This is a genomic window from Candidatus Amarolinea aalborgensis, assembly GCF_900491745.1.
Lineage (GTDB): Bacteria > Chloroflexota > Anaerolineae > SSC4 > Amarolineaceae > Amarolinea > Amarolinea aalborgensis.
In genome coordinates, this window is sequence record NZ_UETR01000035.1 from 1 (window position 1) to 19,479 (window position 19,479).

The 19,479-nt window shown below is 61.5% G+C and carries 12 protein-coding genes; 4 read left to right on the forward strand and 8 right to left on the reverse strand.

The annotated features are described in order from the left end of the window. Positions 1-129 precede the first annotated feature (129 nt). Positions 130-1,197, forward strand: a complete 1,068-nt coding sequence (locus ACPQ6D_RS20565) for a carbohydrate ABC transporter permease (protein WP_423226231.1) — start codon at positions 130-132, stop codon at positions 1,195-1,197. A 62-nt stretch (positions 1,198-1,259) separates the two neighbouring features. Continuing rightward, entirely contained in the window at positions 1,260-2,126 is an 867-nt protein-coding gene (locus ACPQ6D_RS20570) for a sugar ABC transporter permease (RefSeq protein ID WP_423226232.1), read from the forward strand. Positions 2,127-2,457: 331 nt separating this feature from the next. Here ACPQ6D_RS20570 and ACPQ6D_RS20575 read toward each other — a convergent pair whose 3' ends face one another. The 8 genes from ACPQ6D_RS20575 to ACPQ6D_RS20610 all read right to left on the reverse strand — a co-directional run bounded on the left by ACPQ6D_RS20575 (position 2,458) and on the right by ACPQ6D_RS20610 (position 11,163). Continuing rightward, positions 2,458-3,762 carry an ammonia-forming cytochrome c nitrite reductase subunit c552 gene (locus ACPQ6D_RS20575; protein ID WP_423226233.1) on the reverse strand — a complete coding sequence of 435 codons (1,305 nt, stop codon included), beginning with the start codon at positions 3,760-3,762 and terminating at the stop codon, positions 2,458-2,460. A 63-nt stretch (positions 3,763-3,825) separates the two neighbouring features. After that, entirely contained in the window at positions 3,826-4,278 is a 453-nt protein-coding gene (gene nrfH / locus ACPQ6D_RS20580; protein WP_423226234.1) for a cytochrome c nitrite reductase small subunit, read from the reverse strand. A gap of 9 nt (positions 4,279-4,287) precedes the next feature. After that, complete coding sequence (larB, locus tag ACPQ6D_RS20585; protein ID WP_423226235.1) at positions 4,288-5,043, reverse strand: nickel pincer cofactor biosynthesis protein LarB; 756 nt, start codon at positions 5,041-5,043, stop codon at positions 4,288-4,290. Then, the gene (gene larE, locus ACPQ6D_RS20590; protein ID WP_423226236.1) at positions 5,033-5,908 is read right to left on the reverse strand and encodes an ATP-dependent sacrificial sulfur transferase LarE; all 876 of its coding nucleotides are present in this window, start codon (positions 5,906-5,908) and stop codon (positions 5,033-5,035) included. Before larE ends, larB begins: the two co-directional genes overlap by 11 nt. Before the next feature lie 135 nt (positions 5,909-6,043). Further along, complete coding sequence (gene ppc, locus ACPQ6D_RS20595) at positions 6,044-8,845, reverse strand: phosphoenolpyruvate carboxylase (RefSeq protein ID WP_423226237.1); 2,802 nt, start codon at positions 8,843-8,845, stop codon at positions 6,044-6,046. A 2-nt stretch (positions 8,846-8,847) separates the two neighbouring features. After that, positions 8,848-10,005 (reverse strand): App1 family protein, encoded by a 1,158-nt coding sequence (locus ACPQ6D_RS20600; protein ID WP_423226238.1) that lies wholly within the window; start codon positions 10,003-10,005, stop codon positions 8,848-8,850. After that, complete coding sequence (locus tag ACPQ6D_RS20605; RefSeq protein WP_423226239.1) at positions 10,002-10,406, reverse strand: DUF3037 domain-containing protein; 405 nt, start codon at positions 10,404-10,406, stop codon at positions 10,002-10,004. Before ACPQ6D_RS20605 ends, ACPQ6D_RS20600 begins: the two co-directional genes overlap by 4 nt. Further along, positions 10,393-11,163, reverse strand: a complete 771-nt coding sequence (locus ACPQ6D_RS20610) for a HipA family kinase (protein ID WP_423226240.1) — start codon at positions 11,161-11,163, stop codon at positions 10,393-10,395. The genes ACPQ6D_RS20605 and ACPQ6D_RS20610 overlap by 14 nt, the downstream gene beginning before the upstream one ends. Before the next feature lie 546 nt (positions 11,164-11,709). Here ACPQ6D_RS20610 and ACPQ6D_RS20615 point away from each other — a divergent pair. Both ACPQ6D_RS20615 and ACPQ6D_RS20620 read left to right on the forward strand, forming a co-directional pair. Beyond that, positions 11,710-17,574: an RHS repeat domain-containing protein gene (locus tag ACPQ6D_RS20615; protein WP_423226241.1), complete on the forward strand. Its 5,865-nt coding sequence runs from the start codon at positions 11,710-11,712 to the stop codon at positions 17,572-17,574. A gap of 465 nt (positions 17,575-18,039) precedes the next feature. Next, positions 18,040-19,479, forward strand: a complete 1,440-nt coding sequence (locus ACPQ6D_RS20620) for an RHS repeat-associated core domain-containing protein (protein ID WP_423226242.1) — start codon at positions 18,040-18,042, stop codon at positions 19,477-19,479.

Genomic DNA, 19,479 nt, shown 5'->3' on the forward strand with positions numbered 1-19,479 from the left:
TAAGGCTAACGGTAAGTAACCTCAGTTAGTACCCCGGGGAGCATGGCCCGTGTGATGCTCCCCGGGTCTGTTCAAGGAATCGCGTCATTGCCCTAGTAGCATCTTCTCTCATCTGAAAGGGAACACCTCATGGCTACTATGACGGAGCAGCCAAAGCCCCGTAGCGATTTCGCCAACTGGCGGATACGCACATCCACGACTCGCACCGCCTGGATGTATCTCCTCCCCGCGTTCCTGGTGATGGGCCTCATCACGTTCTACCCCTTGTTCTTCCAGGTCTGGATGTCCACCACAGACTACAACGTGAAGAACCTGCGCATTGACTCCCCGGCGCCCAATCCGGCCAATCTGAGCGAGGCCTGCACGACCAACATGAAGGGTGAGTGCACGTGGGGGAGGTTTGACAACTACCGCCAGATATTCACCGGCGAGTTACCGGTCGCCATCGCCAACTTTAGTTTCTGGAATGTGCTTGCCTTTGACCTGGTTTGGACTTTTACGAACGTGCCTTTCCACGTTATCATAGGTGTGCTGATAGCGGTGTTGTTGAACACCAAGGGCCTTTGGTTCAAGCGCTTTTATCGCGCCGTTTTCGTATTGCCCATTGTCATCCCTTCGCTCGTGGTTGCCGTGGTCTGGCGCAACATGTTCGACCCGGATTATGGCTCGATCAATCAGCTCCTCACGACCGTCAGTCATCTTTTTGGCGGCGGCGCCGTCACCTGGCGTTGGCTCGACCAGGTCAACTATCCGATTACTGGCATCCCCCTGACCCTGTCCTATTTTGCCCTGCTGATCGCCAATATCTGGCTTGGCTGGCCGTTCATGACCATTGTAGCCACCGGCGCGCTGCAAAGCATCCCCGGCGACCTCTACGAGGCGGCCTCGATTGACGGCGCCACCGGGCGCCAGCAGTTCTTCTCCATCACCATGCCGCTCTTGCGCCCAGCTATTATTCCAGCGGCGGTGTTGGGCATGATCACGACGTTCAACCTGTTCAACCTGATCTACCTGCTCTCAGGCGGAGGGCCGCTGCGCAGGACGGAAATTCTTGTCACCACGGCCTATCGCCTGGTCAACGAAAACCGCTTGTATGGCGTCGCTGCAGCCTTTAGTGTGATCATCTTCTTCGTGTTGCTGATCCTGACGCTGGCCACGAACTACGTCACCAAAGCGACAGAAAGGTATGATATCTAATGTCAACCTCAGCCGCTCCGCTTCCGAATCGCTCTGTACGCTCAAGGTTCCCCAGGCCAGACTTGCCGTATCGGAGCCAATTGATCCGCCAGTTGATCCTGCTCTTCATTACGTTTATCACGCTCTTTCCGATCGTCTGGATCGTGAGCCTCTCGATTGACCCCAGCGGCCTCGCCCGCCCCACGGAACTGCGCTTGATTCCAGCCGGCGCGTCGCTGGATGCTTACCGCAGAGTGATGGCCCAACCGACCAACAACCCGATCACGTTCGCGCAGCTTGCCTGGAATTCCTTCATGCTGGCAACAGGCGTCGCCTTCTTCTCGGTGGGGATCGGCGTCAGCGCGGCGTACGTCTTCTCGCGCTTCAAGATTCGCGGTCAGCGTTTTCTGATGTTGGCCGTGCTTACCGTGCTCATGATGCCTTCGATTGGCTCGATTGCGCCGCTTTTCGTGCTGCTCAACAAAATCAGAATCGGGGTCGGCCCCGCCGATACCCTGCGCAATTCCTTGTACGGCGTCGGCCTGGCCATCATTTCAGGCGGCCTGCCGTTTGCGATCTGGAACCTGAAAGGTTACCTGGACACCATTCCACGCGACCTGGAAGAGGCGGCGCGCATTGACGGCGCCACCATCAACCAGACCTTCCTGCGCATCATCTTGCCGCTGGCCACCCCGGCCCTGGCCGTTACGGCATTCCTCGGCTTCCTCAGCGGCTGGACGGAGTTCGCGCTCTCCTGGCAGTTCCTGAACAAGGTGCAAAACTTCACCTTGTCCATGGCCTTGTGGAACATGACGGGTCAGTACGCCGGGCAAGTGCCCTGGTCCAACTTTGCCGCCATGGCGCTGCTGGTGGCAACCCCGGTTTCTGTCGTCTACCTGATGCTGCAAAAATACATCGTCAGCGGTCTCACCATCGGCAGCGTGAAGTAGCTTTCTCAAGCAAGGGCTGGGCTTTTTTGCATAACCCGGCTTCTGTCATTGATCGCAAGCACAAACAAAAAAACCGGATTTCCTTGTGAAATCCGGTTTTTTGTTTCAACGTCAGGGCTTGTTCTGTCGTGACCGTGCACGAGGTTCTGGAGTAGGACGCAGATACACGCAGAGAAACGCAGATTGGGCCAAAGAAGGACATCAACGCCGCGCGTGCTGCACCGGTCGCGCCAGGGGTTGCATCTGCTGCCCGGCAAAACCGGTAAATCTGTGTGCGTAGCCTGCGTTTATCTGCGTCCTGTCCGTCCTTCTTGAACGCTTACGTTTTGTCTTACTTGAGAGCCGCCGCTTTGTTCGCTTGGGAAGCCAGGCGAGCTTTGAGTTCAGCCTGGCGCGCGTAATCAATCGAGTCGGCCAGGATGCGCAGCGCCTCTTCTGGGTTGTGGAAGCCCATGCTGTTTTCCGCAGCAATGAAATCCCAACGCAGCTGTGCCTTGCGGTGCAGCAGGCGCGCTTCGTCCAAAACGCCGGCGTTGAACGTGGGCAGTTGGGCGGTATCGGTGATCGCCTGAATGGCCGCGACCAGGGCGTCTTCAGACCGCAGCATCGTGTCGTTGACCTGCTTCTGAATTTTCGCCACGCGCTCCACGACATAGGTGACATCGGCATGGCAGGCGCCGCAGGCCTGCTCCGCGTATTTCAACGGGCTGGCGACAAAATGCGAGCTATACTTCACGGCGCCATCGCGCTGGTAAGGCATGTGGCAATCCGCGCAGGCGACGCCCGCCTTATAGTGCGTGCTGTCGGCCGTGAACAGCTCATATTCGGGATGCTGCATTTTGATCATCGGCGCGCCCGAAATGGCGTGCGTCCAGTCCTTGAACGGCTCGTCGTTGACCTTGAAATCCTCGTAATACTTCTCGATGTCCTCGATGCGCGTGCCATTTGTCCAGGGGAACGTCAGGTATTTGCCGTCGCCCTTGAAGTAGTATTCGACATGGCAGTTGGCGCACACCACGGTGCGCATCTCCTGGCGGCTGAGCTTGTCCGGATCTTTGCCCTGGGCCACGAGCGCCTCGCGCAGCGCCGGGTTGGTCACGATGAGCTTCATCGTGCTCGGCTCATGACAATTGGCGCAGGCCACCGGCTGCTTGACCATCTCCTTGATTTCACTAAAGGGTGTGGCAAAAAACTTGGCCGGCGTCAACTCCGCCCACAGACGCGGGTTGTCGGCGCTCTTGCACGACATACAGGTGCCGGCTGTCGGGTTGCGCCCTGTTTGCGTCACATCAACAAGCGACCAGTAATGACCGCGGTCTTCTTTGTAATCCTTGGAAAACGCGTTGCCGGCAAACAGCGTCTTGAGGCGCGGATCGGCATCCAGCTTCTGAATCGGCTCCGATCCGCCATACGGGGTCTTGGCCATTTCCTGCGTACGCAGCCAGCTGTCATACTGATGCGGGAAGTTCACGGCCCACTTCTGCGGATCCGGTTCCATGGGGGCAATGGAAACGAGCGACTGAGGGCCACGCGTCTGCAAGGGCTGATTGTTCAGAAACACGAAAACACCGATCAGGGCTGCGGCCAGCACCACCACCAGGGCGGTCAGCAGCCACACAGTTCGTTTTCCCTGCATGAAGTCGTCCTCCTTTGGAAATTGATCTCCGTTGATCCCGTTGATCCTGGCCGGTCACGACCTCTACTGATACAGCGAATTGCCGCGCACGCCATGCGGCACGGTGCGATGACAATCCACGCAGTAGCGGCCCGCGTCCGGTTGACCGTCTGCGACCTGCGAAACTGTTTCGCCGTGGCAGCGAATGCAGTTCTCCTGCACGATCGCGCGCGTCGCTTCTTTGGCCCGAATCGCATCTGGAATATGTCCGGTGGCAAAGGCCGACACATGGTTGAAGCCAGAACGCGCCTTGACGATGTACTTCGGAATCAGGGCATGGGGCGTATGACAATCATTGCACGTGGCGACCGCCTGATGGCGGGAATGATACCAGCCCTCGTACACCGTCCCCATGACGTGACAATTGTTGCACGCCGTGGGATCGTTGCCGAGATAGGCCGTAAAATTGGTAACGCGCATACCCACGCCCACCACGGCCACGATCGCAACCAGGCTGATCAAGATGGGTATTTTCATCGCTCACCCTTACTTCGCCGAGAGAATGCGCATGGCGAGCGCGGCCGCGCCAAAGCCATTATCAATGTTGACCACGGCGACGCCTGGGGCACAGCTGTTGAGCATAGCCAGCAGCGCGGCCAATCCGCCGAAGCTGGCGCCGTAACCAATACTGGTCGGCACCGCAATCACCGGCGCAGCCACCAGTCCCCCCACCACGCTGGCCAGGGCGCCTTCCATGCCGGCGACAACGATGACCAGGGCGGCCTGCGTCAGCAGCGCGCGCTGAGACAGCAGCCGGTGCATACCGGCCACGCCGATGTCGTTGATCGCGATCACCCGTTGGCCCCACAGTTCGAGCAAGAGCGAGGCTTCCGTCGCCACGGGCAAATCGGAGGTGCCCGCGGTGGCGACAGCCACGAATGGCCCGCTCGGCGGCGCGCTCGGCGCTGTGCCCAGGGTCAGGATGCGCGGCGTCGAGTGATACACCGCGGCTGGCAGAAGCGCCTGCACAGCCTGCGCCTGCTCCACGCTGACGCGCGTCGCCACGGCCAAACCGTTCGCCGCGGCCAGGCGTTCCATCAGCCGCGCAATCTGCTCCGGGGTCTTGCCTGCGCCATAGATGACTTCTGGCAGGCCGGTGCGCAGCGCGCGGTGATGATCGAGCCGCCCATAATCCGCCACTACTTCGTACGGCAGATCACGCAGCACGTCCAGCGCGGCGTCCACCGACGTTTGCCCAGCCTGGACAGCTTGCAGCAGCTCGGTCAAGCGTTCAATTTGCATGAATCATTCCCTCGTTGAGGCTGCCGCTGCGGTAGCCGCGCAGATCAAGGGCCACGTACAGATAGCCGGCTGCGCGCACGCCCGCATCTACCTGCTCGCGCAACGCAAAGGCGGCGTCCAGTTCTTCCGGCGCTACTTCGATGCGCGCCAGCGCGCCATGATGGCGCACGCGCACCTGGCGCAAGCCCAGGCTGCGCACATGGCGCTCTGCGGCGTCAATCTGGCGCAGGGCATCCAGCGTGACCGGCGTGCCGTAGGGGATGCGCGAAGAAAGGCAGGCCAGGGCCGGTTTGTCCCACACGGCCAGGCCCAGCGCCTGCGCCCAGGCGCGGATGTCGGCTTTGGTCAAGCCAGCCTCTTTCAAGGGGCTGATGATCCCATGCTCAACGCCGGCGCGCGCGCCCGGACGGTGGTCGCCCAAATCGTCCCAGTTGAGGCCGTTGAGCACAGCCGCCAGGCCGTGCGCGTGCGCGACAGGCAGAAGCAAGTCGTACAATTCGGTCTTGCAGAAATAGCAGCGATCGGCGCTGTTGCGCACGTAGTTCGGGTCTTCCATTTCGTGCGTCGAGATGATCTCATGACGCGCGCCGATGGTCGCGGCAAAGCGTTGGCACGCTTCCAGCTCCCAGGATGGATAAGAGGGCGAAACCGCCGTGACCGCCAATACCTGGTCCCGGCCCAGCGTCTGCACGGCAACGGCCAGCACGAGCGCGCTGTCCACGCCGCCGGAGTAGGCCACCAGCGCCGAGCCAAGTTCATGCAGCTGTGCGACCATGCGCGCCTGTTTCTCCGCCAGGGGCCGCGCAGAGAGATCGGGCTGCGCCAGTTGAACGGGAGCCTGATCGAGTAACGAAATAGATGTCACAAGGAACCTCAATCGAATATGGATCGCCAGACGCAGCGCACGCGCTGGTGATCGCGGGAATGGTATTGTACCTGCGGGCCGCAGCAGCGTCAAGCAGATGATGGCCCGCCCGGCCCGCCCGCAGGTTCAGCCCATTCAACCCGTGTTGCGCAGGCCTGCGGCGATGCCGTTGACGCTGAGGAGAATGGCGTCGTACAGGGCCTCGGCCTCGGCCTGGTCAGCCGTGCGCAGGCGGCGTAAGAGCGCAACCTGGATGTAGTTCATCGGATCAATGTACGGATTGCGCACCTTGATCGAGGCCTGCAGCCACGGCTCATTGTCCAGCAGATCGCGCTGACCGGTGATGCGCAGAATGGCTTGCTCCGTGCGGTTGAACTCACCGACGAGGGCGGGAAAGACCATGCGCCGCGTTTCGTCATCGGCCAGGCGACTGTACACCTCGGCAATCACCATGTCGGCCTTGCGCATGGACATCTGCGCGTTGTCAATCATGGTGCGAAAGAAGGCCCACTCCCGATACATGGCGCTCAGGAGCTGCCAGCGGCTGTCATCGGCGCCGGCCCACTGCGTCAGCGCGGCGCCCAGGGCAAACCAGCCAGGCAGCACGGCGCGGCTCTGCATCCAGGCAAAGACCCAGGGAATGGCGCGCAGGTCCTCGATGCGCATCGAGGCTTTGCGCCGCGCCGGCCGACTGCCGATGTTGAGACGGCTGATGAAGGAAATGGGCGTGGCTTCCTCGAAGTAGCGCAGCAGGAACGGAGGCGCCTCAGGGGCCGGCCGCTGCTGCAGGAAGGCGCGATAGCTGTGCTCAGCCAGCGCGGCCATGTCATGCAGCGGTTGTTCCCAAGCGCCGCCGCGCGCAGCCGCAGGCATGGCATGGCGGCCGCTGCTCAGCAGCACGGCATGAATAATCTGCTGCAAATAGCGATGGGCGATATCCCAGTTGGCGTAGCGATTGGTGATCGCCTCACCCTGCTCTGTCAGCTTGAGGCGTCCGCGCACCGACTCTGGCGGCTGCGCCAGGATCGCTTTGTTGGTTGGCCCGCCGCCGCGGCCGATGGAGCCGCCGCGGCCATGAAAAAGGGTCAGGCGCACGCCATGGTCAGCGCAAACGGCCGGTAGGGCGCGCTGCGCCAGGTGGAGCTGCCAGTTCGCCGCCAGGTAGCCGCCGTCCTTGTTGGAATCGCTGTAGCCGATCATGATCTGCTGGCCGTGGTTACGCCGCGCCAGGTGCGCCGCATAAGCCGGATTGGTGAAGAGCGCGGTTATGATGGCGGGGGCAGCCTGCAAATCGGCAATGGTTTCAAACAAGGGCACGATGTCGAGCGCGTCGGCGACGCCGGCATCCTTGGCCATCAACAGCACGCCTAACACATCGCTGGCGCCGGTTGTCATGCTGATGATGTAGCTTTCGATCGCCTGCGCGCCATTGCGCGCATGGGCGCCTCGAATCAGGCGGAACAATTCCAGGGTCTCGTTGGCGGCCGCGCTGAAATCGAGATGGGCAGGCGCCAGGGGTCGGGGGCTGAGCAATTCCTGCGTCAACAGGGCCACCTTGCGCTCCTCCGGCCAGGCTGCGTAGTCATCGCCCATGCCATAGCGGGCAAAAATCTCGCCCAAGGTGGCGGCATGCCGTTCGGCATGTTGGCGCAGATCGAGGGTCGCCAGGTGAAAGCCGAAGACCTCGGCCTGGCAAATCAGGTCGGCCAGGCGGCCGTCTGCCAGGCCGGCCGCCTTATGTTGACGCAGGCTGTCCTGCATCAAGCGCAGGTCGGCGATAAAGTCGGCGGCCTGATTGTAGGAACTGGAAGGCGCGTCCAGGTTGGCGCGACCAACGCTGCGCGCCGCATCCAGGGTGTTGCTCAATTTGCGGTAGATAAAGGCCATCTTGTGGCGATACGGTTGCTGTGGATAACGCTGGGCGTTACGCTGCGCCACCTCTGGGAAAAGCAGGGCATCGGCTTCCAGGCTGGCTTGCAGCGCAGACGAGATGGTGTAACGCACTGCGGAAGCGCTGAAATGACCATGCAGTTGATCGAGCGCGCGCTGATAGAGGCGCAGGGCGAACAGCTTGTGCTCGCGCAACGTAGCCTCCGTGACCGCGCAGGTGACGAACGGATTGCCATCGCGATCGCCCCCGATCCAACTTCCCAGGCGCAAGAATGGAGGCAGCGTGAAATCGTGATCGGGATAGTGGGCGGCCAGCGCCCGGCGCAGTTCATGGTAAAGCACCGGCGTCAGGTCAAAGAGGGTGTTCTCGATGTAGAAGAGGCCATTGCGCACCTCGTCAATCACCGCGGGCTGGCGGGTGCGGGTTTCGTCGGTTTGCCACAGAGAGACAATTTCCTCGCGCAGACCTGCACGCACCTCCTCGGTCTCATCAGGCGTGAGGGCGTGAAAATCAAGACGGTAGAGCATCCGGTGAATGTGATCGAGCTTGGTGAGCACCGTGCGGCGTTTGGCCTCGGTGGGATGCGCGGTGAAGACCGGCATGATGAGAAGGTTATCGAGGATGGCCTGCATCTCAGCCGCATTCAAGCCGTCCGCGGCCAGGTCGCGGATGGCGGCCGCGATCGTTTCATCCATTGGTCGCCCTTCGGCCTGGGCCTGGCGCGCGCGCTGCCGAACGACGCGCACCCGCTCTTCTTCTTCGGCCAGATTGACCAATTGAAAGTAGGACGTGAAGGCTTTGACGACGACGCGCGCCTGGGGCACGGGCAGGCTCTCGATGCGCGCCAATAAGCGCTCCCCCGCCTCGGCATCGCCGCTGCGAAAGGACCTGGCCAGGCCCCGAATCTCCTCGACCAGGTCGAAGAGCGCCTGGCCTTCTTGTTCCACCAGGGTTGCGCCCAGGAAGTCGCCGAGCTGATGAATCTGTTCACGCAGGGCGTCGCGCCCGACGCCCGCGGATAGAGGTGGTGTGCTATTGTCAGGCATGATCAATCATCTCCTAAGTCAAGCAGGCGATCTATGTCGTCCGGCGAGGCTTCATCCTGCGCCTTGCTGGCGGCGACGCTCGCCAACGCCTCGGTCGCGATCAAGCCTTGCGCGGCCAGGTGCTGCGCGATGGTCAGCGAATCCGCGGCCAGCATCATCGTGCTGCCAGCCGCCGTCACCGCACGCGCCAACTGGGCGATCGCACCCGTGCGTTGGGCGTTGCGGCTGACATCGCGGATGTAGACGGCAAGAATGCGGCCCGGGTAACGAAGCGCCACCTCGGTGTAGATTTCGGGATCGGTCTGGCCACTGTCGCCAAGGAGGATGAAGGGCAGAGCCGGATAGCGCGCCAGCAGGCGCGCGATCACGCTCAGCTTATGCCGCCGGTGTTCGGTGGGCAGCCCCTCCTGCGTTGTCTCGTTCCATTCGCGCAGGAAAAAAGGACCGGCGGGGATGTCCTGCAGGGCGAAGAAATCGCTGAGCAAGTCGTACAGGTTCCACGGGCTGCTGGAGACGTAAAAGATCGGGTTGCCGGTCTGGCTGCCAACGCCGCGGTGCAGCGCGCGGTAAAGAGCGGCAACGCCCGGAAATGGCAGGCGTGCGTGCGCGTTGCTCAGAAAGACCAGCCGCGCCATGCGCAGCAGATGAGGCGCGTCGCTGATGACCACGGTGTCGTCAATGTCGCTGATCACGCCGAAGGCCGCAGACGCGGGCGGAATCAGAATCAGACCGGTGGACTGCAGCGGCCCGGCGCTGGCTGGCTCCAGCAGGGACAAGGTCGCCGGATGCCAGGCCTGGTCGGGCAGCGGCGCCTGCGGCATGATGTTCACCTCGAAGTAGCCGTTGCTGTCGGTGCGCACCTCCTGCGTCACGCCTGCCGCCGTCGCTGCGACCAGCGCGCCCGCCACCTCTACGCTGGCAAAGCGGCGGTACATGTTGTCCAGGTTGCGCCACAGGGTGTCGCGATCGCTCCCGGCTTGCACCCCCTTGTCCTCGATGACCAGACCCTTGAGCGTGAGCAGGCCGGCCGAGCCGTAACCGTTGAACGCAATCATCTGGATGCGCGCGCGGCCCAGTCGCTCATCCAGCCGCAGTTTGAGGCGATCAAAGGCGTTGTCTGCGTCGCCCAACACGTCAACAAGGGCTTCTTTCCAGTTCATGGAAGATGACTTTCAACGCCAACCACCAGGCGGGCATAGAGATCGTGCAGCGCGGCGGCGGGATCATCGCACAGGCCGGGATGCACCGGGGAGACCTGGATGGTGGTGCTGCGCGGCGACGTGAGCCAGTGGAAGCGCTCGGGCGGGCTGAGTTCGCCCAGGGAACCGGCCTGCGGATCGCCAGTCACCAGGTCGGTGATGAAATGGAGATGGGCCTGGATCGCGGGCACGTCGGCCTGCGGCGCGAAGGCCAGCAGGCGCGCGATGTCGAGATGAATTTTGACCCCCAGAAACGCGCGCGGCCGACAGAGGAGAATGACGCCGACGTTGAGAAACTCTTCGCGCTCGACCAGAGGTACGACGCGCAGAACCGCGTAGTCAAACGGGCTAAGCGCGGACACGGTTGGCCTCCTGCACAAAGAGCGCGGATGCGGCCAGGCGGTCGAGCAAGAAATCGCGGTAGACCTGGCGGCTGTGCATGGGGTCGCCTGCCAGGTCGGGGGTGTTCAGCCAGGGCGCAGGGATCAGATTGACGATGTCGCTGATCACCGTAGGCGTCAGGCGGGCATGCGCCTGCTGATCCGCGGCCTGCAGTTGGCTGGCAAAGCGCAGCAGGGCGTGATCTTTGACTAGCGCAAAGGGGGAGCGGCTGCGCGCGGCAAAATCTCGCCAGTTGTGATGGAAATAGAGCGCGGCGCCGTGGTCAATCAGCCATAGGGTGCGCTGCCATACCAGCAGGTTGATGTTGCGCAGGGTGCGATCCACGTTCGTCACATAGGCGTCGAACCAGACGATGGCCGAGGCCAGCGCGGGATCGGGGCGCGGGGGCAGCTGCGGGTTGAAGGTGAAGGCGTTGGGCAGATAACGAAAGCCCAGGTTGAGGCCAACGCTGGCGCGCAACAGGTCGCGGATTTCCCCGTTTGGTTCCGATGGCCCCAGCGCCGGGTCCAGGGTAATGAACGCCATCTCTGGAATGGGCAGGCCGAGGGCGCGCGCGATTTCGCCGGCCACCAACTCGGCAATGAGGGCCTTGGGGCCCTGGCCCGCGCCGACAAATTTCATCACATAGAGCTGGCCGTCATCGGCTTCGACCACGGCCGGCAGCGAGCCGCCTTCACGCAGCGGCGTCAGATAGCGCGTGGCAACAAGCGTACGCATACGAATCATTTCCTTCCCGTAAGTGCTCAGGCATCCTGCGCCGACTGCGGCCGCCGAATGAATTCGGGCCGAAAGGGCGTTCCGCCGCAAGGACTTCGGCGAGCTCAGTCGAGCCGTCGGGCCTGCGCCGACCGTCATCGCGTCCATGCAGGTGGACGCCCGGCGGCACGCCCATCAGGCGCGATTTCAATCGCTCTAGCGACAGCACACCGCCTGAGTAGTTACTCCGTCCGGCGCAATGAATGAGGACTATTATAGCCAGACCGGCAGCAAAGGAAAAACCCACGCGGTCAGTCCCAATCGTGATCTACGTCTGCTGCACAAATGGCAATCCGTAAATGGCTGCGGTTGAAAATTGCCTCTTGACAAACCGATGTGGCGGTGTTATAAATGAGCCAGCGATCATCCCGTCTCCCGGCTTTGCGACCCAACGGGCAGTTTGCACAGCCCGCGCAAGTCCCTCTGGCCTGAGACATCCTTCTGGCAGTCAGGAAATCTCCCTGACCCCGCCCCGTTCCGTTCGCTGCATGAAAGGAGTCTGTTGTCATGACCCGTTGGCCTTTCTCATCGTTCCGTCGTTCTTCAGGTCACCTTCCTATCCCGCGACTGGCGGCGCGCCCGCTGCTGGTCGTTCATTTGCTGGTTGTCTGCAGCCTGCTGACCTCAGTGGCGACTGCGGCCCCCCCGCAAATAAATACCACTGCTAAGTTCATGTCCCCTGCCCACGGCTCAAATCCCATCGCAGCGCCGCCGACAGCCACGCCAACGGCTGGCCCGCCGCCTTGCCTGGGGTCGGACTGCACGCCAACGCCAACCGCGACGCCAACGGCGACGGCCACACGTGCGGCGCCGCCCTGCCTGGGATCGGACTGCACGCCGACGCCGGCTGTCACGCCGACGGAGGCGCCGCCGACGGTCACGCCCACGTGGACACCAACGCCAACCGCAACGCCGCCACCTGCCGGTGTGGATGAGGTATGGGCCATGCCAGACCAGGAAAGCCGCTTGCAGAGCGGTGATGGACGGGTGGTGCTCGCCATTCCGGCCGGTGCGGTCAGCGCGCCGACCCTGGTACGCTATGTATCACATGCTGCGGTCCCCGATCAGCCGTCGAATCTCAGTTTCCAGTTTGAACTGATTGCCACAGAACTATCTGGTGTTGAGATCACACAATTTCTCACGCCGCTGACGCTGAACTATCGCGACCCGACGGCAGGCGATGAAGGGACGCCCTGGCCGCCGGGGGCTGCGCTGTTCTACCAGGACACGGCCGACGGGCGCTGGGTCGTCTTGCCAACAAGCGTGGATCAGGAGCAGAGAGAACTGACTACCATGCTGACGCACTTCACGCTGTTTGCGGCAGGCAACAGCATTATCCCGGAACCCGCGCCGGGAATCAAGGGGATGCAGTCGCAGTTGTACAACGGCGCGTGGAGCGTGAGCTACCCGATCGAGGCGCCGCCGGGACCGGGTGGATTGGCGCCTGGGCTGAGCCTGGAGTACAGCAGTCGCAGCCTGGCCGGCGGCGGACATCATCAGCTGGCCGGCTGGGGCTGGGATCTGGGTGGATTGAGCTACGTCCTGCGCGACCTGAGCACAGGCAAGTACAGCCTGACCCTTAACGGCATGACGCATGAACTGGAAGAACACGGCGGGTACTTCTACAGCGTGCAGGACCCCTTCCTCAAGATCCGCCGGCCGACCGCTTCCAACCCGGACTATCCCGTCATGGAGTATTTCGACCCCAGTACGCCAGCCAACCCCTTCAAGACGATTGACTTGCCCCAAACGCCCGGCCAGTACAACCGGGACAACCAGGTGTGGGAGGTGACGACCGAGGGGGGCGTCACGTATCACTTCGAGCCGATGCTGTACGTGCGCGACTGCAGCGGCGGGGATTGGACGCCCTCGACGGAACAGCGCGTGGTGCACCGTTTCACGAAGTGGATGTTGACCGAAGTGCGCGATACGACGCCGGCCACAGCCAATCGTGTGACTTTCAGCTATGACTACGAAGGCACGCTGCTGGCAGTCAATGTGCCAGTGTGTCCCAATGATTACACCAGCGATGCGCGCATCCAGGTGCGCGCGGCGCGGGTGAAGGAGATCAGCTATGGGCCAGGCGGCATCTTCAAGGTGCAGCTTGCCTACCTGAACCGAGAGGATCGGGCTGAGCACTTCGACGAGACCGGGTACCAGGTCTTCTGGACACGGAAATACCTGCAACAGGTCGAAGTGCGCGCCAACAATACGCTGCTGCACAAAGTGGGGCTGGGCATGACCGCGTTCACCAGCCCGGCCACGCCGTCGCAGAGCCGGCTCTATCTAAGCACGATCACGCGCTATGGCGCAGACAACAGCACCTTGCCGCCAACGACCTACACCTATGGCAGCGGCACGACGGATGGATTCATGGCGGCGGTAGATAACGGCTACCAGGGGCGCGTGGAGATTGCCTATAGCAGCTCGAACGGCGGAATGGTAGTGCAGCAGGAGCGGCGACGCGGGGGCGGGAGCGATCCTGACATCGTAACGCAATACTGGTACACGACGACCTGGGACAGCGAGGCGGGGGGCTTTGCCGAAGCGGAAATGACGCTGGTAGGGAGCGGCGCCTTGATCGGCAGCGGCCAGCCGGACACGCGTATACGGCAGTGGTTCCACACCACGACCAACCTGCGGCGTTGGAAGGGTAAGTTGTACAAGGCAGAAACCCGGGCAGGCTCGGGCGTCACGAACAACTTGCTGGCGCGTACACTGCAGACCTGGAACGAGACCAACGTGGGCACACCGGGTGGGATGACCTTCGTTTATCTGCAAGACAAGACCGAATACGTCGTGGACCCCAACGGCACGGACCCGCCGACACGTTACACCAAGACCGTGTATGTCTATGATCCTGCGTATGGCAACCTGCGACTGAGCAGGCTGTACAGCGAAGCGGCGCCCACGACACCGTATCGCACCAACGAGCGGGTCTATTTCCCACGCAACGACGCCACGGCTTACATCGTCAACCAGGTAGCGGAGGAGAAGCTGTGGGAGGGAAGCGAGGCCGGGATATGTCGGGGTCAGAGCCGTTACGTCTACGACAACAACAGCGGCTATGCGGCGTATAACCAGGCGCCGACCAATGGACAATTGAAGGAGGTGTGGGAGGCGGGGCAAGGGGGAACGGCATGTAATACCAACTGGGTGCGATCGGCAGCCTACGACTACGATGCGTGGGGCAACCGCACGAAAGAAACCGCCGCCAACGGTCGCACCGTGACAACCGTCTTCGATAGCACGTTTCATGCCTATGCGATGAGCGTGAGCATACAGCCGGACAGCCAGTTGGGCGGCGCGACGCTGACGACGACTTACACACGTTACGGCATCAATGCGGCAGCGGGGGGCAACGGGTTGGTGGGGCAGGTGCAAAGCGAAACCGATGCCAACCTGGCGGTCACGCGCTACACCTACGATACATTTGGCCGGCTGACAGAGGTGCGCAAGCCCGGTGCGGGGTTCAGCAATCCGGCCACGGAGCAGATTGTCTACACGACCGACCAGGGATTGTACGTGCAGCGACATTTGCTGCGCGATGACGGCAATGGCGACGCCAGCGCGAGTGCGACCTACCTGGAAGAGCGCACGTTTTACGACGGGCTGGGGCGTGCGCGGCAGACGCAGAAGGAGTACGATGGCAGCCAGTGGAGTCTGGTGAGTCAGCGTTACGATGAGCTGGGCAATCAAGCAGCCGTGTCGGCCCCGTACACGGGGACGGTCAGCGGCGTGGCGTATCAGGCGGTGAATTGGAATGGCCTGGCAGCCACCTTGTCAGCCTACGACCGCCTGGGGCGTATCCGGCAGGTGACGCAGCCTGATGGCGCGACGGTGCGCACCTACTACCAGAACCGGCAGACGGCCGTGATTGATGCGGTGAACCATCAGACAATTTCGGAATACGATGCTTGGGGCCGGCTGGTCAGCGTCAAGCAGTACGATCTGACGCTGGCGGCGGGGGCTACACCGAACTGGGGAGCGACGGTCTACGGGCAGGCCAGCTACAGCTACGATGTGGCGGACCGGCTGGCGCAGATGACCGGTGCGGATGGGGCGATAACCGCCATCGGGTATGACCTGCTGGGGCGCAAGACGAGCATGAGCGACCCCGACATGGGGGTGTGGAATTACGCCTACGATGCGGCCGGCAACCTGAAGCGGCAGGCTGATGGCCGCGGGCAGCAGATTTGCTTCTACTACGATGGGCACAACCGCCTGGCGGGCAAGCACTATCGCAGCGATGCGAACTGCCCCGGGGCAAAGCCGACAACCTACGGAGCAAACGCGTTGAGCGTGGAATACCTGTACGACGGCGGTGCGAACGGCAAAGGGCGACGCACGCAGGCCGATGTGTACACGGCAGGCGGTGCGCTCGACAATCGCATCGCCTGGACGTACGACATCCGCGGCCGGGTGACGGCGGAAACCCACACGATTGACGGGGCGGCGTATGCCCTGGGCTTCACGTATGATTCCGCCGATCGGCCCTTGAGCCTGAGCTACCCCGCGCAGAGCGCGGAAACGGTGAACCTGGCCTATACGGCGCAGGGGTTGCCGGGGCGCCTGTACAGTAGTGTGGATTATGTGCAAAGCGGCAATGCAGTGTATGATGTGGCCGGGCGGTTGACACAGCTGAAGTTAGGCAAGCAAAGCAGCAACAGCGATCCGGTGGTGCAGGTGGGGTTCAGCTACTACCCCTGGACGACCATCACCGGGCAAGGGCGCTTGCAGCAGCTGACGGCTGGGATACCGGGGAACCTCAGCAGTTTGCAGGACCTGACGTATGCCTACGATGCGGTCGGCAACGTGGATTGGATTAAGGACTGGAAGGCTGGCGGCCCACAGCTACAGGACTTCACGTATGACCGGCTGAACCGGTTGGTCAACGCCGTGGCGAGCGGTGGTGCCAATGGCGCCTACCCAACTGAGACCTATGGCTTCGATCCCAACGGCAACCTGACCACCAAAACCGGGTTGGGCACGTACAGCTACGGTGTGCAGGCGAGCAGTTGCCCAGAGGGTGCGCTGAGCAAGCCGCATGCGGCGGTGACCGCGGGCAGCAGCAGTTACTGTTATGACCAGAATGGCAACATGCGGCGGCGCACGGTCGGCGGCAGCGCGTACACCCTGACCTACGATGCCGAGAATCGGCTCGTCAGCATCAGCGGCGCGGCAACGGCCAGCTTCGCCTATGACGCCGACGGCAATCGCATCAAGAGCGTGATGAACGGGGAGACGATCACTTACGTCGGCAGCTTGTACGAGAAGAAGGTGGTCGGCAGCACGACGACGCACACGAAATACTACACCTTCGGCGACCGGCGCATTGCGCTGCGTGTGGCGGGGACGCTCTCCTGGCTGCTGAGCGATCACCTGGGCAGCACCGCAGTCACCGCGGACGGCGTCAGCGGGGTGCGCACCGCGGAACTGTGGTACAAACCCTGGGGCGAGTCACGCGGCACGCCCTTCGGTGCGACGCCGACGCAGCGCCGCTTCACCGGCCAGGTGCTGGACAACGTCGCGGGCGGGTTGTATTTCTACAATGCGAGATACTACGATCCGGCGCTGGGGCGGTTCGCCAGTGCGGATACGATCGTGCCGCAGCCGAGGAATCCGCAGAGTCTGAATCGGTACAGCTATGCGCTGAATAGCCCTGTCAGGTACACAGATGCAACCGGGCATTGCATTGATGGCATCTCGACGATAGCATGCGTAGCCGTGGCGGGTTTCATCGCTGGTGGCGTTGTCGACTTGGGCAAGCAATTGATCGTGGATCGAAAGGACATTCGGGATGTCAACTGGGCTGAAGTAGGGGGAGCGGCTGTTGGTGGTTTTGTGGCGGGCGCAACATTGGGCTTAGCTCCAGCAGGTGCTTCTCTGCTTGGAGTTGCGGCGCTCGGTGGTGTTGGCAGCGCTGCCGGAGGGCAAGTTCAGGCACTCACTCAAGCTGGCATTGAGCAGCTTATGGGCAAGAATCCACAAAAATCAGTCATGGAGCAAGCACGGCAGCTTGGACTATTTGATACCGGGGCCATAGCAGCAGATATGACTGCAGGTGTGGTTATGGGCGGCTTAGGTGGCAAGTTCGCAGGATGGTTACGTGCCAAGCTTCCTTTGCCAGGGTCAGCAAGTGCGATAACCCTCGGAAGCGAGATGCCTATGGCGCGTTGGCAGTTGCGCCTTGATCAGCCGGGTATGTGGACCGTCAAGATGGAAGGGCGAGTTCTCAATATAGATGCGGATGTCTTTGAGAAAATCGTACGCAGTATTGTCATTGGCGGGTATGATGCCGCAGAACAGATCTTACAGGAAGCGATACAGCAAGGCCTGGTAGATGTGGTTGAGGAGACTGCCCAACCATGAGAGATCATATCTGGCGGTCTATAGTGGTCATTTGTCTAATACAAGGATTCGCAACTGCGTTGAGTCCTTATGCCGGTATGGTGGCGGGATTGTTCGTAGCGATTTACTTGGCAAGCCGCTTCTGGTTTGTTGATCATCCCGTGATCTTGATGTATGATTTAGTGTTCTATGCCGTATTATTGGTGGTAGCTTTCCTGGGAGCGGTGATATATACTGGGATTTGCCATGCTTTACCATTCACTAGAGTTACTACACGATCTTGCCAGTCTTTGGATTTTACGCATGCACTATTTTTGCATGCCTGGATACTAGGTCTCATCGGAGGTCTCCTATGGCTCTCGCTTCGTATCTGGGGCTGGTGGGAACTCAGACATCGCTAAATAATCGCACCCCATCGTACCGATGAAGCCCGAGATACTTCAATGGCTGAGTTTAGTCTACAATTGAGACACAAAAAGCGTTACGGTGAGCAAAGCAGGTGTGGGGAGTTACGTGTATGGTGCGCCATCGCCGGGGAATTGCCGCGCGGGCACGTGGGCGACCAAGCCGCATGCGGTGCAGCAGGCTGGCAGCAGCAACACCTACAGCTACGGCTGCAATGGCAACATGACCGTGCGCACGATTGGCGGTGTGGCCTACACCCTGACCTACGACGCCGAGAACCGGCTGACCGGCATATCCGACGGCGTCACGGCGAGCTACGTCTATGACGGCGACGGTAACCGGGTCAAGGAGACCATCGCTGGCGTCATGCGCGTCTTCATCGGCAACTACTACGAAGTAGACAACGGGGCGGTCAAGAAGTATTATGACGCCGGTTCCGTGCGCATGGCGGAGAGCAGCGGCGGCGCGCTCTACTACCTGCTGAGCGATCACCTGGGCTCGATCGCGTTGACGCTGGACAGCGCGGGGAATCGGCTGAACACCAACACCGAGATCCGGTACTATCCCTACGGCGCGCCGCGTTACACGGCGGGCGCGACGCCGACGACCTTCAACTTCACGGGGCAGCGGCGGGACGGCGGATCGGGGTTGCTGTATTATGGCGCACGCTGGTATGATCCGGTGGTGGGGCGGTTCATTAGCGCGGACACGATCGTGCCGCAGCCGGGGAATCCGCAGAGCTTGAATCGGTACAGCTATGTCGGCAATCAACCGACCGTTTCTATTGATCCATCAGGCCATGCGGCCTGTGCCGCCGGCGACACGGCCTGCTGGCAAGAAGAATGGCGCTGGAAGGATCGCTGGTACAAGGCGCACGGCCACACCGGCGGGAATTGGTTTGGCAGCCCTGACGATCCTGAATTCGAGGATGAACAGATTCTGCGTGAAACCGTGGGCGAAGCGGGCATCAGCATCGCGGGCGTATGGGATTTCGCCTCTCAGTTGATCCCCATGGCCACGGGGATCATTCGATTTGGCAATAGGCTTAGCGGGGGTCTGGCGCACCTACGAGGATTGCTGGGGGGAGGCGCCCAGATCAAGCCGGGATCATGTTTCGGCCATCCCTGTGCGCTGCCCCCAGGCACCGATACTGTCAGCATTCCGAATTCTATACACGATGCAACCTGGCTGAAGCACACCGTGGTGCATGAACTCGCACACATCATTGACTGGCATAGTCATATGCTGACTGGAGTTGGGCCTTACGGAAACCCAATGTATGGGCATTTTTCCGATATTTGGAATGAGAAACCCTTGACGAATTATGCCGCGCAGTCCCATTTCTATCCCGCACGGTGGGATGTGTGGGCTGAAGCGGTAATGGTTTGGGTCTTCTCAGATAAAAATACGAGTACTGGCATTTGGAGTAGCCCCGACATCCAATTACTATCTAACATCGATCTCCTACAAGATCTAGCGCCACAGATGGATCGCCTGGCAGATCTAATAGGTGGGAGGTGA